Origin of the sequence: Mesorhizobium sp. M0074 (assembly GCF_040322975.1) — a bacterium.
In the GTDB taxonomy this organism is placed as follows: Bacteria; Pseudomonadota; Alphaproteobacteria; order Rhizobiales; family Rhizobiaceae; genus Mesorhizobium.
Window position 1 is genome coordinate 300,142 of record NZ_JAMYUM010000003.1, and the last position, 16,902, is coordinate 317,043.

The window sequence follows — 16,902 nt, forward strand, 5'->3', positions numbered from 1 at the left end:
AGCGAGATGCGGCCGGATTTGGTCAAGCCGCCTGGACTGCCCTGCCCTTGATGTCGATCGGCACGAGCACCTCGCTGCCGACCGGAGTCTCCGGCAGGACATGCGCCCAGTGCAGGATCTCCATCCGGCCGTCAAAATGCTCGACCACCGCCGTGCAGCTCTCCACCCAATCGCCGGTGTTGATGTATTGCACGTCCTCATAGCGTTCGATCGCGGCATGGTGGATGTGCCCGCAGATCACGCCGTCGACATGCGAGCGGCGCGCCTCCTCGGTCAGCACGGTCTGGAACGAGCCGATGAAATTCACCGCCTTCTTGACCTTGACCTTGGCCCAGGACGAGAACGACCAGTAAGGCAGGCCGAGCACCTGGCGCAGGCGCGTGATGACGCGGTTGACCAGCATCGCCGCGTCATAGGCGTAGTCGCCGAGATAGGCCAGCCAGCGCGCATTATGGACGACGGTGTCGAACTGGTCGCCATGGATGACAAGAAGGCGTTTGCCATCGGCCGTCTCGTGGATGGCGCGATCGGCGACGACAATGCCGCCGAAATGCACGCCCTGGAACTGGCGCGCGAACTCGTCGTGATTGCCGGCGATGTAGGTGATGCTGGCGCCCTTGCGCGCCTTGCGCAGCAATTTCTGGACGACGTCATTGTGGCTCTGCGGCCAATGCCAGCTTCGTCTCAAGCGCCAGCCGTCGACGATGTCGCCGACGAGATAGATGATATCGGCATCGTGATGGCGCAGGAAATCGATCAGGAACTCGGCCTTCGCCGCCTTCGATCCGAGATGGACGTCGGAGATGAACATGCTGCGGAAAGTGCGGGGCTCTGCGCCGGACATCATTTGTCACCGTTGCTTTCGCGTGAGGCTATGCCCCGATTCATGCAACAACCGTATGACGGTTGCGATTGGTCCAGCCATCCGGATAGGTTGCCGCGGCAATCGGAGGAGAAAATCACCATGGATCTCGGCATTCGCGGCAAGAAGGCCATCGTCTGCGCTTCCAGCAAAGGCTTGGGACGCGGCTGCGCCATGGCACTGGCAGAGGCAGGTTGCGATCTGGTGGTCAATGGCCGCAACGCCGACGTGCTGGCCAAAACTGCCGCTGAACTGCGCGAGAAATTCGGCGTCAAGGTGACCGAAATCGTCGGCGACGTATCCAAGCCCGATGTCCAGAAGGCGCTGCTTGCCGCCTGCCCCGATCCCGACATCCTCGTCAACAACAATGGCGGTCCGCCGTTTCGCGATTTCCGCGCGCTCGACCGCGAAAAGATCCTCGAAGGCGTCACCCAGAACATGGTGACCCCTGTCGAACTGGTTCAGGCGGTGATCGACGGCATGGCGGCGCGCGGCTTCGGCCGCATCGTCAACATCACCTCGCTGTCGGTCTATGTTCCTATCCCCGGCCTCGACCTGTCGTCCGGCGCCCGCGCCGGCCTCACTTCGTTCCTCGCCGGCGTCGCGCGCACGGTGATCGACCGCAATGTGACGATCAACAACATGCTGCCGGGAAAACTCGATACCGACCGGCTGCGCGGCCCGCACGAGGCCGGCACGCCCGAAGATCCGGCCGCCGCCGCCGCGCGCAAGGCGCAAGCAGCGGCCAATGTTCCGGCCAAGCGACTCGGCACGCCGGAGGAATTCGGCCAGATCTGCGCCTTCCTGTGCTCGGTCCATGCCGGCTATCTGACCGGACAGAACATACCGGTGGACGGCGGCCTCTATGTCAGCGCGTTTTAGTGGGTATCTGACGCTTTGGTATCCGCTGGGAACGGCGGGAAACGACCCATTGCGGACGTTGTAGCCATCAGCATAAGCTCCGCCAATGCAACACTCGTCCCTCGTATCCTTCCTCAACGGCGACAAACTACCGGACGAGCTTTGGCAGGAGATTGAAGCCGAAGTGACCGAATGCGTGACCGCCGCATCCAAGCCTGGCTCCGTGGGGCATGTCATCATCACTGAGGGGCCAAATACGATCATTGACCGTCGGCATGTGGACGTGCTGGTTAACGGGCTGGCGGACGGCACGCTCCCGGTCCAAGCCGCCGCCTATGTTGCCGATGCGCTGATCATGAGCGACGACTTCAACTTTGCGGACGAGGGCGTCTTGGAGGTTCTGTTCTTCCTGTCAGACGAGAGCGCGCCCCTTTCGCGAGAAGAGGTGCAAGCGCTGCAGAGCCGCCTTTCGACGGGACTGTAGCGTCCGCTTTCCATCCATTGCGGGCCTTGCGTCTTTCGCAGATACTGGCGGCATGGTTGAACTGGCCGGGCGGAATTATGAAGCAACGATTGGCAGTGATGTTCAACGGGATGGCATGTACCTGGAGCTCGTCGACCAGGACAATCACATAGTGGGCGAGATTTTTTTCTCGGACATTGATGGAAAGATGACGATTACCTTAGGTCAGCCCGAGGTTTCCGTTGAAGTAGTCGAATGGATGATTGCTAAAGCCAAGGTTCGCCTGCCACCGACTGATCCTGTTTCTCCTAACGACGGATCGGGAGGAGTACTGTGAAAACCTTCGCAGAAAGAATGATCGGCAAGTCGATACGGTCCGTTGGAAGAAGTGAAGAAGGGTACGGGATTACTGTTCTTTTCTCCGACGGCACCGGCCTTACCGCCTATTCAGAGGTGTCGCTGCGCATGAGTGACGCAGCAAGCGGTTCGCACATCGAACGCGTCACATCTACCGATCAAGAGATTACCTTTCACTTGGAAGGGGATGACTTCGTCGCGATCTCGACCGACCGTCAAAAGCACGACGCCGTCGAGTTGTTCGTCTACCAAGACACGGACGGCACCTTTATCGTCGAGAACTAAGCGACCGCCCTCCACACATAATGATCATTCGAACCGGCGCCGACATAGCTCGCCGCAGCACTACTTCGTCGCAAACATCTTCCACAGCAGATCGCAAAGTTAGGCTAATGCGAGGCAGAGCGTCGCGCTTGCGACATATCACCCCTCGAAAAGCTGCGGCTGCATGCTAAGAGACTCAAAACACCAAACGGACTGAACTGAGGAGGCGGCCGTCATGACAGGCGAAAGCAAGAAGGCGGCCCGATCCGACCTCGACGAAGCAGCGCTCTATTTCCATAAGCACCCCCGTCCCGGAAAGCTGGAAATCCAGGCGACGAAGCCACTGGGCAATCAGCGCGACCTGGCGCTTGCCTATTCGCCGGGGGTCGCCGCCCCCTGCCTTGAAATCCGCGACGACCCGGCAACCGCCGCCGACTATACAGCCCGCGCCAATCTGGTCGGCGTTGTCACCAACGGTTCGGCGGTGCTGGGCCTCGGCAATATCGGTCCGCTCGCCTCCAAGCCGGTGATGGAAGGCAAGGCCGTACTGTTCAAGAAGTTCGCCGGCATCGACGTCTTCGACATCGAGATCGATGCACCGGGCATCGAGCGCATGGTCGAGACGATCTCGGCGCTGGAACCAACCTTCGGCGGCATCAACCTGGAAGACATCAAGGCGCCCGAATGCTTCGAAGTCGAGGAACAGTTGAAAGCCCGCATGGGCATACCGGTCTTCCATGACGACCAGCACGGCACCGCCATCATCGTCGCCGCCGCTGTGCTCAATGGGCTGGAATTCGCCGGCAAGTCCATCTCCGACATCAAGATCGTCACGTCGGGCGCAGGTGCTGCGGCGCTTGCGTGCCTCAACCTTCTGGTCTCGCTCGGCGCGCGGGTCGAAAACATCTGGGTCACCGACCGGTTCGGGGTCGCCCATAAGGGCCGCGTCGAGGAGATGGACCGCTGGAAAGACCCCTACGTGAAGGATACCGAGGCGCGCGCGCTGGCTGACGTTCTGCCCGGCGCCGACGTGTTTCTCGGCCTGTCTGCCGCCGGCGTACTGAAACCGGAACTGCTCCACCACATGGCGCCCAAGCCGTTGATCCTCGCGCTGGCCAACCCCAATCCCGAGATCATGCCGGAAGCGGCGCGGGCAGCACGGCCCGACGCGATGATCTGCACAGGCCGCTCCGATTTCCCCAACCAAGTCAACAACGTACTCTGTTTTCCCTACATCTTCCGTGGCGCGCTGGATTGTGGTGCAAGCGCCATCAACGAAGAGATGAAAATGGCCGCCGTGCGAGCGATTGCAGCGCTTGCCCGCGAAGAGCCGTCCGACGTTGCCGCGCGTGCCTATTCCGGCGAGACGCCGATCTTTGGTCCGGAGTTCCTGATCCCCTCGCCTTTCGATCCGCGGCTGATCCTGCGCATTGCCCCTGCTGTCGCCAAGGCAGCGTGCGAGACCGGCGTCGCGACCCGGCCGATCACAGATTTCGCCGCCTATATCGACAAGCTGAACCGCTTCGTCTTCCGCTCCGGCCTGGTCATGAAGCCGGTATTCTCGATGGCCAAGACGTCGAGCGCCAAGCGCGTCATTTATGCCGACGGCGAGGACGAGCGCGTGCTTCGCGCCGCGCAGGTCGTGCTCGAGGAAGGCATTGCCGAACCGATCCTGATCGGCCGCCCGCATGTCATCGAGGTGCGGCTGAAGCGCTACGGGCTGCGCATCAAGCCGGGCATCGATTTCGGCTTGATCAACCCGGAAGACGATCCGCGTTACCGCCACTATGTCGACCTTTTGATCGAGCTTGCCGGCCGGCGTGGGGTGACGACGGAAGCCGCGCGCACCATGGTGCGCACCGATAATACGGTGATCGCGGCCCTTGCCCTGAAGCGCGGCGACGCCGACGCCATGGTCTGCGGCCTCGAAGGCCGATTCGAGCGCCATCTGCGCAACGTGACGTTGATCATCGGGCCACGCGCCGGCATTAGGGATCGCGACCTGTCGACGCTCTCCATGCTGATCTCGCAGCGCGGCATCATTTTCCTCACCGACACCCATGTCTCCGTCGACCCGACCGCCGAAGAAATAGCGGAAATGACCGTTTTGGCGGCCGAGGAAATTCAGCGTTTCGGCATCGAGCCCAAGGCAGCCCTGCTTTCGCATTCTGATTTCGGCTCTCGCGATTCGCCAAGCGCCATGAAGATGCGGCAGGCAGCGGCAATCCTGGCGCGCATCGCGCCCGACCTGCAATGCGACGGCGAGATGCATGCCGACTCGGCACTATCGGAGCAGCTGCGCCAACGCGTCTATCCGCATTCGCGGCTGAAAGGCGAAGCCAATCTGCTGGTGTTCCCCAATCTCGATTCGGCGAACATCACACTGACGGCGCTGCGCACAATGATGGACGCGCTGCATGTCGGCCCGATCCTGCTCGGCACCGACAGCCCGGCGCATATATTGACGCCGTCGGTGACGTCGCGCGGCGTCGTCAATATGACGGCACTGGCCGTGGTCGAAGCCGCGCACAAGGCGCAAGCCATCGTCGATCTGGAATAGCCGCGGGCTTTCTCAGATTGGCCTGAACCGGAAATGTCCTGTCTGCCTGAAGGCAAACAAAGTGTCCTCTTCCCTGGCGCCGCCGCCGATATTGTGAATGACCAGTCTTCTTGTCGGTACCAAAGTGGAGCGATTGGACGACACGATGGCAATATGCGACAGATTGCCGGGCAGCATCTGGGCGATGAGATCCCCTGGCCGATAGTCGGCCGGGTCTTGGCTGACGGGCAAGGCAGCACCGCGCCGCTCGAAATAGACCGCAAGGTTGGGCACACGGCGGTGGTCGATGTTGCGGTCGGGCGCCTTCAAGCCCCAAGCCTTCGGATAGGCGGCAAAATTGGCCCGCATATCCTCATGCACCAATTCTTGCAGGTCGAGATCGAAGGCGCGGCGATAGGCACGGATCACGACATCCGTGCACACACCCCGCTCGGGCCCAACGTCCCCGCCCGGATAGGCCAGGCGTGTATAGGTCGGATCGTAGAGCATGGTGACGCCGATCTGCTCACGGGCAGCTTCGACCAATTTGGTACCCCAATCCGGCGTGATGGGCTTTTCCTGCGCCATGGCATCCGGCATCGCCAGGCACAAAAGACCAAACTGCACTGCGGCTCGACGGGTAATCGCGGTCATGCCAAGCCTCCGGGCATTCTGGATCCGGGCATTCTTCTGGGCGAATACGCCTTTTTCGTGCATCGCCAGGATGTCTCGGTCGTGGCTCTGTCCGAGTATGTCGTGCGGCGTGGTCGATATGACAGCGCTGGTCGTGGTCGAAGCCGCGCACCGGCGCAAGCCATCCGATTTGGGATGAAGCCGGAATCGGCGGTATGCTAAACAAACGGTTAACCGCAAGCGCGGTAGCTTTCTGAACGACAGGCAGGCGGAGTTTCGGAGGGATGACGGGCGCATGTTGGAAGCTGACGCGGGCCGCCGCGCTGCTCGGCGCTCTGCTACTGTGCGGCATTGCCGTCACTCAGGCGCAGGCCGCTCCGCGCCTCTGCCGCCAGCTTGAAGCCGATCTTGCCGCCGCTTCTCGTGGTGGCGGCGGCAAACCGGCTTTGCTCAGGAAATATGACGACGCAATCGTCCGGCAGCGCCAGCAGATTTCAAAGGCCGTCAGCCAGGCCAGCAGCGCCGGCTGCGGCTTTTCGCTGTCTCGCCGCAACGCCAATGCATGCGCGGCACTCGACGCCACCATCGATCGCATGGCAGCCAATCTCGACGCCCTCCAGGCCAAGCGCGCCGACCTTGCCGGCGGTGGTTCGCGACGCGATCGCGCGCGCATATTGACGCTGCTTGACGCCAATGGCTGCCGCGATGATGGGGCGGCGCGGACGCCCGCGCCGGTCCGCGAAGCCAGCCGTGAAAACGGCAAGCGAAACCTGCTCGACCAGCTTTTGGGCAGTGACGCAACTGAACCCGGTGCGCCCGATCAGCCTGAAGAGCCCGACCAGGCTGAAGAACTAAGTCAGCCGCGCAACATTCGCACCATGCTCAACAACGCCGACGAGTTGGGCCAGCCGCGAGGCGAATTCCGCACCATGTGCGTGCGGACCTGCGACGGTTATTTCTTTCCGATGTCGAATGCCGCCTCACTGGGCGATTTCGAGCGCGACCAGAAGAATTGCGAATCGAGCTGCCCCGGCACAGAAATGCAGGTTTTCTACACGCGCGGCATGAATGGCGATTCGGCGTCCATGACGTCTTCGGTGACCGGCAGGCCTTATATCGAACTGCCGACGGCCTACCTCTACAAGCAGTCCGACATGCCGCGGCCGCCGACCTGCGGCTGCAATGCCGCGCAGAATTTCGAGATCATCGCCGGCAACCCGCCAACCCGGGCACAATCTGAGGCGAATGTAGAGAGTACCCCGTTCATTCCGCTGCCGGTTGCTAGGCCTGATCCGGGCGCCGACCCGGAGTCCTTGGCCAATGCGCAAGACGGTCTCGACCGTGAGGCGATCAGACGCCTTGCCGTCAAGCCCGTGCCTTCGCCGACGTCCCTGCCCCCGCCAGAACAGCGCAAGGTCAGGGTCGTCGGGCCAACGTTCCTTCCCGACCCAGCAGCGGCAACAGATCTGCAAGCTCCGGACCCGAAGGCTGTCCCGTAAGCGCCAGCCTGAGCGGCATGAACAGCGCCTTGCCCTTACGGCCGCTCGCCTCTCGGATCTTGCCGGTCCAGTCTTTCCAGACGGTGCCGTTCCAAGGCTCCTCCGGCAGCAGTTCGAACGCCTGGCGAAGAAAGTCGCGGTCATCGTCGGAAAACTCCGCCGGCTCCTCTGGACCGTCTCGAAGCGTACGCCACCAGATCGCCGCATCGGCCAGCCTGTCGAGATTGCCGCGCACGGCCAGCCAGAAAGGCTCGGCCTGTTCGCCGGAGATGCCGAGCACGATCAGCCGGTCGCGCGCCTCGGAAAACGGCATGTGATGCAGCAGCGTGCGGTTGAGCACGAAGAGCTCGTCCGGGTCGAATTTGGCGGCGGATTTCGATGTTGCAGCCGGATCGAAGCGCTCGGCTAGCTCGGCCATCGTTGGCACCGCCACGACGTTTTCCGAGGTGCCGACGAGCACCGCCAGCGAAGCGATCGCCATCGGCTCGATGCCGCTCTCACGCAGGCTCTGGATGGACAGCGCGCCGGTGCGCTTCGAAAGTCCCTCGCCTGATGCCGTTGTCAGGAGATTGTGGTGGCCGAACACCGGCGGCTCCGCGCCAAGTGCTCGGAACAGGGCTATCTGGACGCCGGTATTGGTGACGTGGTCGTCGCCGCGAATGACATGGCTGACGCCCATGTCGATGTCGTCGACAACCGAAGGCAATGTATAGAGGTAGGTGCCGTCCTCACGCCGCAGAACCGGGTCTGAAAGCGAGGCGAGGTCGACGGTCTCTTCGCCGCGCACCAGGTCGTTCCACTGGATTTCGGTGCGCTCCGGCTGCAGCGGATCGCTGCTGAAGTTGGGCAGCAGAAAGCGCCAGTGCGGCCGCCGGCCATCGGCCTCATATTCCGCCACCTGCTCGGGTGCCAGCGTCAGCGCCTCGCGGCCATAGACTGGCGGCAGGCCACGCGTGCGGCGCACCTTGCGCCTCAGGTCGAGCTCTTCAGGCGTCTCATAGCAGGCATAGACGAGGCGCGCCTCCTTCAGCTTCTGCAGTGCGGCATCATAGATTTCGACCCGCCGCGACTGATACTCCGTGGCGTCGGGGAAGATGCCCAGCCAATGCAGGTCATAAAGGATGGCGTCGGAAAATTCCTGCGTCGAACGGGCAACGTCGGTGTCGTCGAAGCGCTGGATGAAGCGGCCCTTGTTCTTGATGGCGAACAGCCAGTTGAACAGAGCGGTGCGCGCATTGCCGATATGGATGCGGCCGGTCGGTGACGGGGCGAAACGGACGGTAACTGTCATGAGCGGGGCGTACCGGATGGTTTTGCTATTGACAAGACGCGCCCCCGCGCTCGGCGGCAGACATAGAACATGACGAAGGCGAAGAAAAGACTGCAGCGCCACGCGTCCATCAGGACGCGCGGCGCCGCAACCGTCAGATCACCATGCCTTTGGTCAGCTCAAGCGCCTGGCGTTCGAACAGCCGGCGGTAGATGCCGCCTTGCAGCCGGATCAGCTGGTCATGCGAGCCCTCTTCGACGATGCGGCCGCGATCGAACACCAAAAGCCTGTCCAGCGCCCGCACCGTCGACAGCCGGTGGGCAATGACCAGCGTCGTGCGGCCGACCATCAAGCGCTCCATCGCCTGCTGGATCAGCACCTCCGATTCCGAATCGAGGCTCGACGTTGCCTCATCCAGGATGAGAATGCGCGCATCGGCAAGAAAGGCGCGTGCGATTGCAACGCGTTGACGCTCACCACCCGATAGCTTTACGCCACGCTCGCCGACCAGCGTGCCATAGCCTTTCGGCAAATTGGCGATGAAGTCATGCGCGCTGGCCAATCGCGCCGCGTGCTCGATCTCGGCCTGCATGGCGGCCGGCCGGGCATAGGCGATGTTTTCGGCCAGCGACCGGTGAAACAGGATCGGCTCCTGCTGGACAATCGCGATCTGTGCGCGCAGCGACGCCTGCGCCACATTGGCAATATCCTGGCCGTCGATCAGGATATTGCCCGCAGTCACGTCGTAGAGGCGCTGGATCAGCTTGACGAATGTCGTCTTGCCGGAGCCCGAATGGCCAACCAGCCCAACCCGTTCGCCCGGCGCGATGTCCACCGAAAAGTCGCGATAGAGCGGCAGGCGGTGGCTGCCATAATGGAACGTGACCTTGTCGAAGGTGATACGGCCATCGGTGATCCGGATCGGTTTGGCTCCGGGCCGATCCTCGATGCCGAGTGGTTCGGACTGGAAGTCGACCAGTTCCTCCATGTCGTTGATCGAGCGCTGCAGATTGCGGATATGTGTGCCGATGTCGCGCAGATAGCCTTGCAGCACGAAGAATGAGGTCAACACGAAGGCGACGTCGCCGGCGCTCGCCTGCCCCCACGACCACAACAGCAGGGAGAATCCGATAACCGCTGCCCTCAAAAGCAGCAGCATCGTCCCTTGCGTGGTGCCGTTGACGGTGCCGCGCATCCAGGTGCGGCGCGTGCGACCGCGCCATTTAGCGACGACCTCGGCAAGCCGCGTCTCCTCGCGTTCCTCGGCGCCAAAACCCTTGACCACGGCGTTGCAGCTCACCGCGTCGGCCAGCGAGCCGCCGAGCCGTGTATCCCACGCATTGGCAAGCCTTGCCGCGGGCGCGACATAGCCAAGCGACAGCATCGTCGTCACCGCGATGAACAGAACCGAACCGGTGGCGACGACAGCACCCATCAGCGGCCAAAACCAGCCAAGCAGCAGCGTCGAGCCGACGAGCATGACGACCGATGGCAGCAGCGCGATCAGGATCGTGTCGTTGAGCAGGTCGAGCGCCCACATGCCGCGCGTTATCTTGCGCACCGTCGATCCGGCGAAGCTGTTGGCGTGCCAGTCGGTGGAGAAGCGCTGGACGCGGTGGAAGGCGTCGGCGGCGATATCCGCCATCATCTTCAACGTCAGCTCGACAATGGCCATGAAGGCGAGATTGCGCAGCACGACACCGGTGAGCGCCAGGGCCACCAGCATCGAAAAGGCCGCTGTCGCCGCGTTCCACGCAACATCGTCGGCCGCAGCACTGCTGGCGACGGCATCCACCAGCCGGCCGGAATAGAGCGGCGTCAGCACGTCGGCCAAGGTCGAGAGCAGGAACGTGCCCATAATGCCGGCAAGCCGCCACGGCTGACGCCGCCAATGGCTGAGCGTGAAGCCAAGAACGCTGCGAAAGGCGCCCGCGCGCAAATCTATTCGAAAACGAGTCATGATGTCATTCGGGCGCAAACGAGCCCGATCCCACGAAAGTAGAAATTGAAATACCGCGTCGGCGCCGCTAGGCGCCCGGAGATGCGGAGGTTTGGCGTATTTGGCGGCCCTGTAGAGGGGCGGCGACCGGCAGCGGCGAAATACCTGCCTCGGTTCAGCCTTGCCGCGAGGCTATCTCGCGGCGCGCTGACCAAGACCTAGGCTTCGCGGCCTCGCATAACGATGTCAAATCCTGGCATTCGGTTCCTCCTGAAGGGGAATCGCGGAGAGGTGTTTATAGAGACGCCTCAACGCCGCGCCAAGTCACTAGATAGCCCAAAGCGCATCTGGTCCAAGCAGTGAGACGATTTTGCAACAATCGCGGGTTGTGCGCCCTCATCGGTCGAAGCGCATATAGCGGCCGTCGGTGGAAGGCCTGAAGCCGAGCTTCTCGTAAACCGCATGGGCGTCGTTGGTCGACAGGCTCCAATGCGTGACCGTCTTGACGTCCGGGTGGTCGATAAGCGCCTGGACAAGCCGGGTTCCGATGCCTTGTCCGCGATACCCCGGCCAGACAATTATGTCGGCGAGATAGGCAAATACCGTACGGTCGGTGATCGCCCGGCCGAAGCCGACCTGATTGCCGCCGACATAGGCGCCGACGCACAGTGAGTTGGCGAAGGCGCGGTGGTGCTGTTCGTCGCTGCGGCCACTGCCCCAATAGCTCTCCTTCAAAATGTCGGACGTCGCCCGGAAATCGATCCGCGACAGGTCGAAGCTGATTTCAAGGTTGGCCATGGCTAAACCGTTATGCAGCCAATCGCCTACCCGCCATCCCTGAACCGGTTGGTAATGGGATAGCGGCGGTCGCGGCCAAAGTTCTTCCTGGTGATCTTCACGCCGGGCGCCGCCTGCCGGCGCTTGTATTCGGCGACGTAAAGCAGGTGCTCGACGCGCGTCACCGTCGCCCGGTCATGGCCGCGCGCAACGATGTCGTCGACACCCATCTCGTTTTCGACCAGACATTCCAATATGTCGTCGAGCACCGGATAGGGCGGCAGCGAATCCTGGTCCGTCTGGTTCTCTCGCAGTTCCGCCGAGGGCGCCTTGTCGATGATGTTGTTCGGGATCACCTCGCCGGACGGACCGAGCGCACCCGGCGGCATATGCGCGTTGCGCCAGCGCGACAGCGCATAGACCTGCATCTTGTAGAGGTCCTTGATCGGATTGAAGCCGCCATTCATGTCGCCATAGAGCGTCGCGTAGCCGACCGACATCTCGCTTTTGTTGCCGGTGGTGACCACCATCGAGCCGAATTTGTTGGAAATCGCCATCAGGATGGTGCCGCGGGCCCGGCTCTGCAGGTTTTCCTCGGTGATGCCTTCCTTGGTGCCCTCGAAAAGCTGTGTCAACGTGTGCAGGAAGCCCTCGACCGGCTCGAAGATCGGCACGATATCGTAGCGGCAGCCGAGTGCGCGGGCGCAGTCCTCGGCATCCTTCAGCGAGTCCTTCGAAGTGTAGCGGTAAGGCATCATCACGGCGCGCAGCCGTTCCTCGCCCAGCGCATCGACGGCAAGTGCCGCGCAGATCGCCGAATCGATGCCGCCGGAAAGGCCGAGCACGACATTCTTGAAGCCGTTCTTGTTGACGTAATCGCGCAGGCCCAACATGCAGGCGCGGTAGTCGGCCTCCTCCTTCTCCGGGATTTTCGACATCGGTCCGTCAGAGCAGACCCAGATGTCATTCTTTCGCTTCCAGGTGGTGACGTTGACCGTCTCCTCGAACTGGCTCATCTGGAAGGCCAGCGTCTTGTCAGAACCTATGGCAAACGATGCGCCATCGAAAACCAGCTCGTCCTGGCCGCCAAGCTGGTTGGCATAGATAATCGGCAGTCCGCATTCGATGACCTGGCGGATGACGATCTGGTGGCGGACGTCGACCTTGCCGCGGTAATAGGGCGAGCCGTTCGGGACCAGCAGGATTTCCGCGCCGCTTTCGGCCAGCGTCTCGCAGACGGCAACCTCGCCCCAGATATCTTCGCAGATCGGCACTCCCACGCGCACGCCGCGGAAATTGACCGGCCCCTGGATCTCGGGGCCGGCCTGGAAGACGCGCTTCTCGTCGAACTCACCGTAATTCGGCAGATCGAGCTTGTAGCGTTCGGCAAGGATCTTGCCGCCATCGGCAAAGATGATCGAATTGTGCGTGCCGGTCTTGCGCTTCAACGGCGTGCCGATGACGAAACCCGGGCCGCCGTCGGCGGTATCGCCGGCGAAATCCTCCGCCGCCCGCTCGCAGGCCTTCAGGAAGGCGGGCTTCAGCACCAGATCCTCAGGCGGATAGCCGGCAAGGAAAAGCTCGGTAAACAGCACGAGGTCGGCGCCTTGGCGGGCGGCATCCGCCCTCGCCTCGCGTGCCTTGGCAAGATTGCCGGCGACGTCGCCGACCGTCGGATTGAGCTGGGCGACGGCGATGCGCAATATGTCTGGAGCGGTCTTGTCTGTCATGCCCGTGGGTTTAGCGCGGCAAAATTCGTCGAGCAATGGCGTTCGTTTGGACCAAACAGTCGATCCTATTCGCCCATATATTCGCGCAAGGCTTCCGGCGGATGGTTCTCGCCGATCGACATTGCCAGAATGCGCGAAATGTGCCGGCGCGGCAGCCCGGTTTCCGCCGCCCAGGCGTTTATCTGCACTTGGATCTTGTCCAGGTCCTTCTTCGATGTCGGGCTCTGCGCGAGGTCGAGCCCGGCGTCGCGCAGCGCTGCCGTCATGTCGGCCGAGACGATGAAGGCGTCCCACTCCAGCCAGCGCAGAAAATACTGGCCGGTATTGCCGCCGAGCCGGCTGCCATGCTTGCCGAGATAGGCCATCAATCCGACCTGGTCATCCGCCGGCCAATTGGCCAGGAACTTGCCGAAGCTGCCATGCTCCTTCGACACGCGCGCGACGAAGGCTGCGTTGTCGCGTACGGATTTGATCTTCTGCGGATTGCGGACGATGCGCTTGTCGGCTGTGAGATCGTGCCAGAAATCGTCAGGCTGGAACAGCAGCCGCCTCGGCTCGAAGCCAAGAAATGCTTCCTCGAAACCCGGCCATTTCTGCTCGATGACCCGCCAGACAAAGCCGGCGGCAAAAACCCGCTCGGCCATGGTCGACAGGATCCGGTCGTCCGCAATTTTTGCCACCGCGGCATTGTCGGGCATAGGACCCAGCAGCGACGTCAGCGCTGCCTCACCGCCTTTGCGCTTCGCTGCACGGGCGCGAATTTTCTGAAAATCCACCATTGTTTCCTGACCCCATCGCGTCAATCTACCACTTCCCGTATGAACCGGCAGCTTCTACCTCATCGCTGACGACGGAGGCGACGATGAACAAAACGATCGAGGACCTGGCAAGCCGCTGGCTGAAGCGAAAGCCGGACGGCCTCAGCGCGCTCGAAAGCCGGGTACTGCAATCTACGCTCGAGCGCACCACGATCTCCAAGGACACCAACAAGGCCGTCGCCTTTCACCAGACGTTTGGCGATCGCCTGGCCGACACCATCGCCCGGATCGGCGGCTCGTGGTCCTTCATCCTGGCATTCATTGGCTTCCTGATCCTGTGGACGGCAGGCAATGTCTGGCTCTTGTCGCGCGCCGCCTTCGATCCCTATCCCTTCATCTTCCTCAATCTCGTGCTTTCCATGGTTGCCGCCCTGCAGGCGCCAGTGATCATGATGGCGCAGAACCGCCAGACGGAGCGCGATCGTATCGACGCCGCCCACGACTATGAGGTTAATCTCAAGGCCGAGATCGAGATCATGGCGTTACACGAAAAGCTCGACGAACTGCGCCACAGCCAGATCATCGGCATGCGAGACGAGATCGCCCGGCTGGCCGAGCAGGTGAAGCGCATCGACGACATTCTGTCGAAGCAGCGAACGTCTTCATGACGGAAGTCATCCATCGTCTCATTGAGCAATATGGATTGGTCGCGGTTTTTCTGGGCTGCGTCGCCGAGGGCGAAAGCGCCGCAATTCTTGGCGGTTTTTTTGCGCATCAGCATGTCTTCGTCCCGTGGCAGGCGTTTCTCGCAGCCGCGCTCGGCGCCTTCGGTGGCGACACCTTGTTCTTCATCTTGGGACGGAGCTTCGCCGACCATAAATTCGTGATCAGGCTCCGAGCCCGGCCGGGCTTCAGCCACGCCTACCGCCTTGTCGGTAGTGCATCAGTTTGAATTCTCGTGCCTGAAGACGCGGGTCGCTCCTTCTTCGGGCTTGATCACCAGCACGACGTTTTCTGGGTTTTGCCAAGGCAGCGACATCACGTAGGCCGCAAAGTCGTCTTCAGGGAAATGGTTGAAGCCGCCGCCGGCTACAAACATTTGCGGGTGCTTGCTGCCGCCAAAGCTATCCTCGACGCTGTTAAGTTGCTGGAAGGGGCCGGCGCGCTCCGCGAGCCATTCCTGTATGCGCTCAAAGAGAACAGGCCGACCGTTCGGGCTCGAACAGTCTTCGGCAGAGGATGTACAAAGCACCACACCGCTCACGACACTCACTTTGGTTCCTCCGGGGATAACCGCGCTTTTCACACAACTTAGCCGGGGGCTGCGACAAATCGACTCGGATTCCGTGTGGACTTTTGCTAATTTGTTCATGGTGATTCGGATCACCAAAAAGGCGGCCCGCATTACCAGTGCGGAACCGCCTTTAAGTGACAAGCCTGAAGTCGATTGCTATCCGAGTCAGGCGAGGTCGAATCGAAAGCTTTGAGGCTTCCCGTTGACTCGGACTCCTTACAGCAATTGGGGCGGTCTTTCAACTCGGATAGTGCGCGTGGCACAAGGAAAAACGCGCATGTCAGAGGACATCATTGTCCCGTTCCCTCGCCGCCGCCGTTCGCCGGACGTTACTCCGGAAATGGCGGCAAAGATCAAATTCCTGATCGATCTCGGGATGACGCAGCACGACATCGCTGCACATTTCAAGATCAACCAGGGCCGCGTAAGCGAGATCAATACCGGGATGAAATTCCCCGGCGTCTCGTCGTCGCAGCTTGATCTGTTCTAAAAGTTGAGAAGGCCCCGGCTCACAAGGCTGGGGCCGTTTTCCTGTAGGTCGCCGGGCGCTTAGGTGCGGCTTCGCGCGCATCGATCAGGCTGACAATCCATTCCACATCGCGAAGGGTTTCCGATACGCCGGCAGCCATCGCCGGCGACATGCGAAGCGTCTTGTGCACTCTGCAAAAATTGTAGTGACAAAAATAGAGCGACAGCATGTGCAGATGGTTGTCGATCTTTTTCGAGAATGCATTGGTGAGCCGCGTAAAGCGACGGTTGCCCATGCGGATATTGAGGTTCATCCGCTCAACGTATGACGTGCTGACGTGCGCTATATCAGGGTCGCCTTCGATACGGTTCTTCTTGATGCCGGTGCAATCGGCGGGGCTGTAGCGGCCCTTGGCGCTATCCGGCGAAGCGCCGTAAATCTTGATCAACTGCGCGTAGTCGACATCGGCACCGAAAGCGCCTTCGACCGCTTCAAGGTAGGCACGGTGGCCGTCTGTCGTCATCTGGACGCGATTGGCTAGGCGGGCGGCGACATCATCCATGAAGGCCAGCGCATATTCGCTATCGCGACCGCCGACCAGATAGGAAATGATCATCTTGCTGTCGGCATCGAGCGCGGTCCAAGTCCAAACGTCGCCCGCGCCATCGACCGGCGTTTTCATGTTCGGAACGTTCTTCTGCTTGGCAGCAACAAATGCCCATATCTCATCACATTGAACCCTTTTCGCCTGCACGTTGCGAACGGTTTCGTCGTGATAGGCGGCGCAAGCCTCGCCAGCCTCGATCATCAGCTTTGCAATGGTGTTGAACGAGACATCGGCCACGCGAGCGACGGAACGCATGGAAGCGCCTTCAACCAGCATGGAGAGGATTTGGACGCGGGTGGTGAGAGGCAGCTTGTTCATGCCTCTAATATAGCGTGATAAATTCAGTTATCAAGCATTTTGTTCATTTTCGTTTCACGTGCTCAGAAACCCATTGGGCCGATCGCTCCATGGCTTCTACAGCCCAATCGACGCCAAGGTATCTTGCCAAAGCTGCCATAACGAAAAACTGCGGCACGAGCAAAACTAAGAATATGAAGTCGTTATCAAGAAACTTAGCAAAAATAGCGTTTAGCAAAAAACGATACCTCCAATCCAATAGTATCGTTCTTCACGACGCTCA

At 61.3% G+C, this 16,902-nt stretch carries 17 protein-coding genes and 1 pseudogene; 9 read left to right on the forward strand and 9 right to left on the reverse strand.

Going from position 1 to position 16,902, the window contains the following annotated elements; all coding sequences use genetic code 11:
* Positions 1 to 22: 22 nt before the first annotated feature.
* A complete protein-coding gene (locus NKJ73_RS06610) occupies positions 23 to 844 on the reverse strand; it encodes a UDP-2,3-diacylglucosamine diphosphatase (RefSeq protein ID WP_352568769.1) in 822 nt (273 codons plus the stop codon).
* A gap of 120 nt (positions 845 to 964) precedes the next feature.
* On the opposite strand from NKJ73_RS06610, the gene NKJ73_RS06615 reads away from it, so the two are divergent.
* The 5 genes from NKJ73_RS06615 (at position 965) to NKJ73_RS06635 (ending at position 5,367) form a co-directional block, all read left to right on the forward strand.
* Positions 965 to 1,744, forward strand: coding sequence for an SDR family oxidoreductase (locus NKJ73_RS06615; RefSeq protein WP_352448726.1), 780 nt, complete (start codon positions 965 to 967; stop codon positions 1,742 to 1,744).
* A gap of 163 nt (positions 1,745 to 1,907) precedes the next feature.
* A complete protein-coding gene (locus NKJ73_RS06620; protein WP_352568770.1) occupies positions 1,908 to 2,207 on the forward strand; it encodes a hypothetical protein in 300 nt (99 codons plus the stop codon).
* 52 nt (positions 2,208 to 2,259) lie between these two features.
* Positions 2,260 to 2,523 (forward strand): hypothetical protein, encoded by a 264-nt coding sequence (locus NKJ73_RS06625; RefSeq protein ID WP_352568771.1) that lies wholly within the window; start codon positions 2,260 to 2,262, stop codon positions 2,521 to 2,523.
* On the forward strand, positions 2,520 to 2,828 hold the full coding sequence (locus NKJ73_RS06630; RefSeq protein ID WP_352568772.1) for a hypothetical protein: 309 nt from the start codon (positions 2,520 to 2,522) through the stop codon (positions 2,826 to 2,828). The genes NKJ73_RS06625 and NKJ73_RS06630 overlap by 4 nt, the downstream gene beginning before the upstream one ends.
* Before the next feature lie 214 nt (positions 2,829 to 3,042).
* The gene (locus NKJ73_RS06635) at positions 3,043 to 5,367 is read left to right on the forward strand and encodes an NADP-dependent malic enzyme (RefSeq protein ID WP_352568773.1); all 2,325 of its coding nucleotides are present in this window, start codon (positions 3,043 to 3,045) and stop codon (positions 5,365 to 5,367) included.
* Positions 5,368 to 5,379: 12 nt separating this feature from the next.
* On the opposite strand, the gene NKJ73_RS06640 is transcribed toward NKJ73_RS06635, so the two are convergent.
* Positions 5,380 to 6,000, reverse strand: a complete 621-nt coding sequence (locus NKJ73_RS06640) for a DUF1287 domain-containing protein (protein ID WP_051406245.1) — start codon at positions 5,998 to 6,000, stop codon at positions 5,380 to 5,382.
* Between the two features lie 263 nt (positions 6,001 to 6,263).
* Here NKJ73_RS06640 and NKJ73_RS06645 point away from each other — a divergent pair, with 263 nt between their 5' ends.
* Positions 6,264 to 7,478: a DUF2865 domain-containing protein gene (locus NKJ73_RS06645; RefSeq protein ID WP_352568774.1), complete on the forward strand. Its 1,215-nt coding sequence runs from the start codon at positions 6,264 to 6,266 to the stop codon at positions 7,476 to 7,478.
* Here the strand turns inward: NKJ73_RS06645 and gltX are convergent.
* The 5 genes from gltX to NKJ73_RS06670 all read right to left on the reverse strand — a co-directional run bounded on the left by gltX (position 7,396) and on the right by NKJ73_RS06670 (position 13,973).
* Complete coding sequence (gene gltX / locus NKJ73_RS06650) at positions 7,396 to 8,769, reverse strand: glutamate--tRNA ligase (RefSeq protein ID WP_352568775.1); 1,374 nt, start codon at positions 8,767 to 8,769, stop codon at positions 7,396 to 7,398. The genes NKJ73_RS06645 and gltX overlap by 83 nt on opposite strands.
* 133 nt (positions 8,770 to 8,902) lie before the next feature.
* Entirely contained in the window at positions 8,903 to 10,708 is a 1,806-nt protein-coding gene (locus tag NKJ73_RS06655; RefSeq protein ID WP_352568776.1) for an ABC transporter ATP-binding protein, read from the reverse strand.
* A gap of 375 nt (positions 10,709 to 11,083) precedes the next feature.
* A complete protein-coding gene (locus tag NKJ73_RS06660) occupies positions 11,084 to 11,485 on the reverse strand; it encodes a GNAT family N-acetyltransferase (protein WP_352455666.1) in 402 nt (133 codons plus the stop codon).
* Positions 11,486 to 11,511: 26 nt separating this feature from the next.
* Positions 11,512 to 13,194 carry an NAD+ synthase gene (locus tag NKJ73_RS06665; RefSeq protein ID WP_352568778.1) on the reverse strand — a complete coding sequence of 561 codons (1,683 nt, stop codon included), beginning with the start codon at positions 13,192 to 13,194 and terminating at the stop codon, positions 11,512 to 11,514.
* Positions 13,195 to 13,259: 65 nt separating this feature from the next.
* Positions 13,260 to 13,973, reverse strand: coding sequence for a DNA-3-methyladenine glycosylase I (locus NKJ73_RS06670; protein ID WP_023680014.1), 714 nt, complete (start codon positions 13,971 to 13,973; stop codon positions 13,260 to 13,262).
* Positions 13,974 to 14,056: 83 nt separating this feature from the next.
* Here NKJ73_RS06670 and NKJ73_RS06675 point away from each other — a divergent pair, with 83 nt between their 5' ends.
* Both NKJ73_RS06675 and NKJ73_RS06680 read left to right on the forward strand, forming a co-directional pair.
* Positions 14,057 to 14,620 (forward strand): DUF1003 domain-containing protein, encoded by a 564-nt coding sequence (locus NKJ73_RS06675; protein ID WP_023680015.1) that lies wholly within the window; start codon positions 14,057 to 14,059, stop codon positions 14,618 to 14,620.
* Positions 14,617 to 14,892 (forward strand): annotated as a pseudogene (locus NKJ73_RS06680) (DedA family protein); the annotation flags it as partial. The gene NKJ73_RS06675 and the pseudogene NKJ73_RS06680, both read left to right, overlap by 4 nt.
* A gap of 3 nt (positions 14,893 to 14,895) precedes the next feature.
* Here NKJ73_RS06680 and NKJ73_RS06685 read toward each other — a convergent pair.
* The gene (locus tag NKJ73_RS06685; protein WP_352568779.1) at positions 14,896 to 15,225 is read right to left on the reverse strand and encodes a hypothetical protein; all 330 of its coding nucleotides are present in this window, start codon (positions 15,223 to 15,225) and stop codon (positions 14,896 to 14,898) included.
* Between the two features lie 298 nt (positions 15,226 to 15,523).
* On the opposite strand from NKJ73_RS06685, the gene NKJ73_RS06690 reads away from it, so the two are divergent.
* Entirely contained in the window at positions 15,524 to 15,736 is a 213-nt protein-coding gene (locus tag NKJ73_RS06690; RefSeq protein WP_352568780.1) for a hypothetical protein, read from the forward strand.
* Positions 15,737 to 15,755: 19 nt separating this feature from the next.
* On the opposite strand, the gene NKJ73_RS06695 is transcribed toward NKJ73_RS06690, so the two are convergent.
* A complete protein-coding gene (locus tag NKJ73_RS06695) occupies positions 15,756 to 16,640 on the reverse strand; it encodes an IS1 family transposase (RefSeq protein ID WP_352568781.1) in 885 nt (294 codons plus the stop codon).
* Positions 16,641 to 16,902: the final 262 nt, after the last annotated feature.

Excerpts from the sequence above, each read along its gene's own strand:
- NKJ73_RS06610 (WP_352568769.1), bottom strand. The coding sequence starts at position 844 with ATGTCCGGCGCAGAGCCCCGCACTTTCCGCAGCATGTTCATCTCCGAC.
- NKJ73_RS06615 (WP_352448726.1), top strand. The coding sequence starts at position 965 with ATGGATCTCGGCATTCGCGGCAAGAAGGCCATCGTCTGCGCTTCCAGC.
- NKJ73_RS06625 (WP_352568771.1), top strand. The coding sequence starts at position 2,260 with ATGGTTGAACTGGCCGGGCGGAATTATGAAGCAACGATTGGCAGTGAT.
- NKJ73_RS06635 (WP_352568773.1), top strand. The coding sequence starts at position 3,043 with ATGACAGGCGAAAGCAAGAAGGCGGCCCGATCCGACCTCGACGAAGCA.
- NKJ73_RS06640 (WP_051406245.1), bottom strand. The coding sequence starts at position 6,000 with ATGACCGCGATTACCCGTCGAGCCGCAGTGCAGTTTGGTCTTTTGTGC.
- NKJ73_RS06645 (WP_352568774.1), top strand. The coding sequence starts at position 6,264 with ATGACGGGCGCATGTTGGAAGCTGACGCGGGCCGCCGCGCTGCTCGGC.
- gltX (WP_352568775.1), bottom strand. The coding sequence starts at position 8,769 with ATGACAGTTACCGTCCGTTTCGCCCCGTCACCGACCGGCCGCATCCAT.
- NKJ73_RS06655 (WP_352568776.1), bottom strand. The coding sequence starts at position 10,708 with ATGACTCGTTTTCGAATAGATTTGCGCGCGGGCGCCTTTCGCAGCGTT.
- NKJ73_RS06660 (WP_352455666.1), bottom strand. The coding sequence starts at position 11,485 with ATGGCCAACCTTGAAATCAGCTTCGACCTGTCGCGGATCGATTTCCGG.
- NKJ73_RS06665 (WP_352568778.1), bottom strand. The coding sequence starts at position 13,194 with ATGACAGACAAGACCGCTCCAGACATATTGCGCATCGCCGTCGCCCAG.
- NKJ73_RS06670 (WP_023680014.1), bottom strand. The coding sequence starts at position 13,973 with ATGGTGGATTTTCAGAAAATTCGCGCCCGTGCAGCGAAGCGCAAAGGC.
- NKJ73_RS06675 (WP_023680015.1), top strand. The coding sequence starts at position 14,057 with ATGAACAAAACGATCGAGGACCTGGCAAGCCGCTGGCTGAAGCGAAAG.
- NKJ73_RS06690 (WP_352568780.1), top strand. The coding sequence starts at position 15,524 with ATGTCAGAGGACATCATTGTCCCGTTCCCTCGCCGCCGCCGTTCGCCG.
- NKJ73_RS06695 (WP_352568781.1), bottom strand. The coding sequence starts at position 16,640 with ATGAACAAGCTGCCTCTCACCACCCGCGTCCAAATCCTCTCCATGCTG.